This is a genomic window from Streptodolium elevatio (genome assembly GCF_053592165.1).
In genome coordinates, this window is sequence record NZ_JBSFVE010000061.1 from 1 (window position 1) to 5,021 (window position 5,021).

Annotated in this window: 7 protein-coding genes; 5 read left to right on the top strand and 2 right to left on the bottom strand. The window is 69.0% G+C overall.

Features of this window, described 5'->3' with window-relative positions:
* Positions 1-216: 216 nt before the first annotated feature.
* Both ACWD12_RS40750 and ACWD12_RS40755 read right to left on the bottom strand, forming a co-directional pair.
* Positions 217-528: a hypothetical protein gene (locus ACWD12_RS40750; RefSeq protein ID WP_450103915.1), complete on the bottom strand. Its 312-nt coding sequence runs from the start codon at positions 526-528 to the stop codon at positions 217-219.
* A gap of 453 nt (positions 529-981) precedes the next feature.
* Entirely contained in the window at positions 982-1,386 is a 405-nt protein-coding gene (locus ACWD12_RS40755) for a winged helix-turn-helix transcriptional regulator (protein ID WP_450103916.1), read from the bottom strand.
* Between the two features lie 69 nt (positions 1,387-1,455).
* On the opposite strand from ACWD12_RS40755, the gene ACWD12_RS40760 reads away from it, so the two are divergent.
* The 5 genes from ACWD12_RS40760 to ACWD12_RS40780 all read left to right on the top strand — a co-directional run bounded on the left by ACWD12_RS40760 (position 1,456) and on the right by ACWD12_RS40780 (position 4,604).
* Positions 1,456-2,127, top strand: a complete 672-nt coding sequence (locus ACWD12_RS40760) for a nitroreductase family protein (protein WP_450103917.1) — start codon at positions 1,456-1,458, stop codon at positions 2,125-2,127.
* 239 nt (positions 2,128-2,366) lie between these two features.
* On the top strand, positions 2,367-3,005 hold the full coding sequence (locus ACWD12_RS40765; RefSeq protein ID WP_450103918.1) for an RNA polymerase sigma factor: 639 nt from the start codon (positions 2,367-2,369) through the stop codon (positions 3,003-3,005).
* Positions 3,002-3,223: a hypothetical protein gene (locus ACWD12_RS40770; protein ID WP_450103919.1), complete on the top strand. Its 222-nt coding sequence runs from the start codon at positions 3,002-3,004 to the stop codon at positions 3,221-3,223. The genes ACWD12_RS40765 and ACWD12_RS40770 overlap by 4 nt, the downstream gene beginning before the upstream one ends.
* 26 nt (positions 3,224-3,249) lie before the next feature.
* Positions 3,250-3,687 (top strand): hypothetical protein, encoded by a 438-nt coding sequence (locus tag ACWD12_RS40775; RefSeq protein ID WP_450103920.1) that lies wholly within the window; start codon positions 3,250-3,252, stop codon positions 3,685-3,687.
* Positions 3,688-4,001: 314 nt separating this feature from the next.
* On the top strand, positions 4,002-4,604 hold the full coding sequence (locus ACWD12_RS40780; RefSeq protein ID WP_450103921.1) for a zinc finger domain-containing protein: 603 nt from the start codon (positions 4,002-4,004) through the stop codon (positions 4,602-4,604).
* Positions 4,605-5,021 lie beyond the last annotated feature (417 nt).

Sequence of the window (5,021 nt, forward strand, 5' to 3'; positions counted from 1 at the left end):
CAACAACTCCTCGCCACCTGGCACGGCACCTGCCCCACCTGCAGACGCCCCACCGCCCACCGCAAACCCAGACCGAGCTAACAAAGCACTACTAGTTCTTGAGCAGGGAGTCAGCACCCTCGGGAGCGTTCGTAGTGGCCGCGGAAGTCGAAGAATCGCAGGCCGTCGACGGTTGCTCCGGACTCGATTTCCTGGAGCGTCCAGGGATGCTCGGTGTTAGTCGTCGAATGCCACGCCTCCCTGCGCAAGCAAGAGCGCCGCCATGCGGTGGACCTCTGCGGTGCCGTCGATCCGCCCGGAGATGTCGATCTGCACCGCCCAGGCGGGGTGGTGCCCGACGGCCGCGTCGAGAAGCGCAATCTCCTCGGGTTCCCAGTCGGAGAAGAGGCAGCCGGTCTGTTGGTCGTCGATATCGATGTAGAGACCGTCCTCCAGGAACCACGGGCAGCGCTGCGCGGGCAGGTGCCGATCAAGGGCGGCGACGGTCGCGGCTCGCTCGCCTGTGGGGAAGAAGAACACAGAGCGCATGGTCCGGAGAGTAGGTGGTGCGCTGTCGGGCTGACCAGGGATTTCCTGGGCCGGCACCGCTTCGTTCACGCGCCCTGGCCGCCGGGAGTGGTTCGCCGAACCCGGTTCAGGTTCCTTCTCCGCGCTCCGCGCGCGGGGCGCTCGTCGTCGTGGTCGTTCGGAAGCTGGGCAGCCCGGGCGGCCGCCCCACAGCCCCCAGCGCTCGAGACTCAACCAGCCCTGGAACAGATGCAGTTGAAGCGTCACGCTGTTCCCCGCCCTTGGCGGGCAACCTACCCGTCTCACGCCGTGCGGTCGCTTCCAATACCGCCGTTACGCGCGCCCGGCCGAAGGTGGAACGCTCCAGGCACCGCCTTCCTCACCCTCTCGACTATGGACATCACAGCTGCGCCGGGCGGCGTAGCGGCTGTGGCCATCGCGGGGAGTGGCGAGATCTGGCATTCCGGCCCTGGGTCAGGGAGTCGGGGCTTCTTGCTGGGCTGCTGTGGTGATGCGGGCGCGGGCTCGTTCGATCTCGTTGATGTGGGTTTCCGTCCATTGCCGGAGTGCGGTGATCGGCTCGGCGAGGCTCTGTCCCAGCGCGGTGAGGTCGTACTCGACCCTGGGCGGGATGGTCGGGTGCACCGTGCGGGTGAGGAATCCGTCGGCTTCGAGGCTGCGCAGGGTTTGGGTGAGCATCTTCTGCGAGACGCCCTCGATACGTCGGCTCAAGTCGGTGTAGCGCATGGTGCCTTCGAGGAGGGCGTCCACGATCAGGACCGTCCACTTGCCGGCGATGTGGTCGAGGACCTGGCGAGTGGGGCACTTCGCGGAGTAGGCGTCGGCTGGAAGGCCGGAGGATTCCACCACAGTCGTCATGAGACGGAGAGTAGCGCACTAATTAGTGCCCTCTTCCTCAAAGAGAGTTACTCTCCAATAGTGGTTGTCATGACAAGCCACACACTCTCCGTCGCGGACGCGATCCGCACCCGCCGCACGGTGCGCCACTACCGGCCCGATCCCATCCCCGAAGACGCCCTGGCCTTGCTGCTCGAACTTGCCGTCGAGGCGCCCACCAGTTGGAACCTGCAAGACCGATCGATAGTCGTGGTCACCGGCGAAGAGGGCCGCGACGGGCTGACGTGGGCCAGCGGAGGCCAACCCCAGCCGCAGGAAGCCCCCGTGATCCTGGTCTTCGTTGCGGAACCGCAGTCCTGGCGTGACGATCACAGCGACGTCTATGACCAGGCCCTTCGCAACGGCGCCTGGAACGACGAGTTCGTGGCCATGTTCTCGGCCGCCTCGACGGCGTTCCAGGAAGACCTCGACAAGCGGGGTCTGCTGCGGGAGTACGCCGTGAAGGACGCGATGATCGCGGCCTCCTTCGTGATGCTCGCGGCCACCGAAATGGGCCTGGCCACCTCGCCGATGAACGGCTGGGACGAAGCCAAGGTCAAGAAGGTGATCGGCATCGAAGACAGAGACGACCTGGCCATTGCCTTGCTTATGTCGGTCGGATACCCGGCCGAGGAGCGGCTCCACCCCGGTCGACGCGCCCTCGAGCGCAACGTCTTCCACGAACGCCACTCCGCTCCCGGGTACTCCGCACGTCGGAGGTAGCCCGTCGCCCCATGAACGCACGGCGATGGGGTAGGGCGTACAGGTTGCTCGGCGCCGAACGACCCTCAGCTGCCCGCAGGTGCAGATCGGCCACGAGCCGGCCACGCCACGGCCACCCTTGCCGACCGTGATGGAATTCGATCACGGTCGGCAAGGCGCCTGTCTGCCTGCGGGGAGAACCGTGGCCTTCTCATGTCGGGGGCTGCGGGCGGCGGACACATGGTGCATGGGCGGTGCCGGTGAGGCGCACGTCCGACCGCGTCGTGGTGGACCAGGACCCGACCCCGGAGCAGAACCCGGACCCGGTGGCGGCGTTGCTCCCGGCGAGCTTCCGGGCGTTCCACGAGCTGTACGCGGGGGAGCTGCTGCGGTACGCGCTCTTGCATACCGGGCAGCGCGCGGACGCCGAGGACGCCGTCGAGGCGGCGCTGGTGCGGCTGTTCCAGATATGGGACCGCGCGATGCGCCACGAGCAGCCTCTCGCGCTCGCCTACCAGGTCCTGCACGGGAAGATCGTCGACGGCCGCCGCCGCACCCGACGCTGCGTCCCGACGGACTTCGCCGCAGCCGGCGCGCCGGACCCGTCCGACCCGGCAGGGGACCCGTCCGACCACGTGGCGGCGTTCGCGGACCTGGACGCGGCACTGGACCGGTTGCCGCTGCGCCAGCGGGAGTGCGCCCGGCTGCACTTCCTGATCGGCCTGGACGCCGCCGAGGTCGCCGCGCGACTGGGCATCACCGCCTCGGCGGTGCGCTCCCACCTGCACCTGGCGCGCAAGCACCTCGCCGCGGCACTCGGCCTGGACGACACCGGCCCGCCGCGCACCCCGGCCCGGGCCCGCGCCATATCCCCCTCCCGCAAGGAGAGCACCACATGAACCGCCTGGACGACCTGCTGGCCGCGCGCCGACGCGCGCTGGAGGAGGACACCGCCGCCTACGACCTGACCGCCGCAACCCGCCGCCGCGCGGGCCGCATCGCCGGCGACGAACTCGCCGGCGTACTCCACCACCACACCAACCACCCCCTCTTCAAAGGGTCCGCCGTCTCGACGGGCGCCACGCCGTCAGCCGACACCCAAGGAGGGGAGGGTTAGCCGAGCGCCGCCGCGCGGAGCAGCAGTTGGAGGCCTGCTGCGTCGCGGCGGTGCGGCACCGCGACGCGGCCGCGCTGGTCTCCGCGTTCTCGCACGACTACGGTCCCGCCGGGGCGGTGGTGTTCGCGTGTCTGCTCTACCTGACCGGCCGCGCGGACGCCGCCGCGTTCTGGTGGCGCTACGCGGGGGGTGCGGAAGACCCGCACGCGGTGCGGCTGCTGGCGCTGTACCACTGGTCGCTCGCCGACCCGGTGACCGCCGCGGCGTGGCAGGACCACGCCGAGCCCCCACCCGCGCGCACAAGGCCCTCGAGGCAGCACCGCCCGCCGCACCAGCGCCGTGATGCGGCTGCGCTGGTCGCGTCGGCGGAACCGGCGATCCGGGTCGTCGCGGACGACCCGGACTGCGGGGAGGTCTGTCTGCCGGACGAGGACCTCGGGCTGATCCTCGCCGCCTGCCGATAACCCCCTGCGGGAGCGTGAGTTCGTACGTGCGCACTCCCACGGGGAACGCACCGTCCTCCACTCCGGTGTGGTCGGCTGGCTGCTCCGTGCCGGTGACGTTGTCCGGCAGCGGCAGAAAGGCGGTCGCACCACACGGCAGGATGCTGGCGTGGGTACCACGAGGGCGATCCGGGCTGTGATCGCTGCGTCCGGCATGCTGCGGGTGATGCGCGACGCGAAAACCGGCGCGCCCCTCAGCGTGACGATGGCCCCCGACGCCGCCGGCGTGGTCGCGCGGGTGCTGTGCGAGGCCGCCGCAGATCCGGGCCGTGCGGATGTGCCGGAGGCACTGTCGCTGCTGGCTGACTACTTTGCCGCCAGCTCGCGTTCGGCGTGCGTCGAGCAGGCTGGGGGGAAGACATGCGAGGAGCCGGTCGAGGAGGCAGGCCTGCCGTGCCCAGCTCACGCCTGGCAACCAGAAGGCGACACTGGAACTGAACCTTGGCGGTGCCGGGCGAACCTGGGTCCTGAGGGGCGGCTACCGGTGCCCCATTACCGCAGTCGGGAACGGCTACTGCACATTCCACAACGTCGACGACCAAGACCTGTGCGGGCAGCCGAAGAAGAACGGGACGCCCTGCGGATGGCGGGTGACGATCAGCACATGCCCACACCACCGCACTCCGGTGCGTGAGGCGGCAGCCGAGACCAAGCGCCGCGAAGCTGCCGCCCGACTGCATGCCACGCAAGTCCAGACGGTTCACCGGCGCGCGTGCCCCACCTGCGACTCTGGCCCCGACGAACGGTGTGTCACCGCCAACGGGACGACGCGCCGATTTCACAGTGCCAGGATCACCGCAGCCGGACTGGCGGCAGACCGAGCGACAGTTCAGCGACTACGCCGTGAAGGGATCACTCCCGCAGTGTCGGTGGGCTGAACGAGGCTGCGGGCGTTCTCCCGGCTTGTCCTGGCTCGGAATGCTCCCGGGAAGCGGAACACCCCTGTGGGTGACCAACGTCAGGCCGACGCTTCCTCCAGATCGAGGGACGCCAGGGAGACTGCTACCGCGAAGTGCCGGACCGCCATCAAACACGTTTCCGCTGCCGTACTCGGGTCGGACTGGTCTTTCGCTTGGTGCAGCATGCGTTGGTATCACCACGAACCCATCTACGGGAAGATCACGCTGGCCCAACCCCCTGACAACGCCCAGGATCTGGAGCAGAAGTGCAAGGCGCATATCCGATTCGTTCCTGACGGCAGCTGGGCTTGATCCGTTTTGACGGACACCCTGGCTGAGGGGCTGCGGCCTCTTGGGGAGGATGTCCATCATGGAGAGCATGGGGAAGAAGAAGCC

Excerpts from the sequence above, each read along its gene's own strand:
- ACWD12_RS40750 (WP_450103915.1), bottom strand. The coding sequence starts at position 528 with ATGCGCTCTGTGTTCTTCTTCCCCACAGGCGAGCGAGCCGCGACCGTC.
- ACWD12_RS40755 (WP_450103916.1), bottom strand. The coding sequence starts at position 1,386 with ATGACGACTGTGGTGGAATCCTCCGGCCTTCCAGCCGACGCCTACTCC.
- ACWD12_RS40760 (WP_450103917.1), top strand. The coding sequence starts at position 1,456 with ATGACAAGCCACACACTCTCCGTCGCGGACGCGATCCGCACCCGCCGC.
- ACWD12_RS40770 (WP_450103919.1), top strand. The coding sequence starts at position 3,002 with ATGAACCGCCTGGACGACCTGCTGGCCGCGCGCCGACGCGCGCTGGAG.
- ACWD12_RS40780 (WP_450103921.1), top strand. The coding sequence starts at position 4,002 with ATGTGCCGGAGGCACTGTCGCTGCTGGCTGACTACTTTGCCGCCAGCT.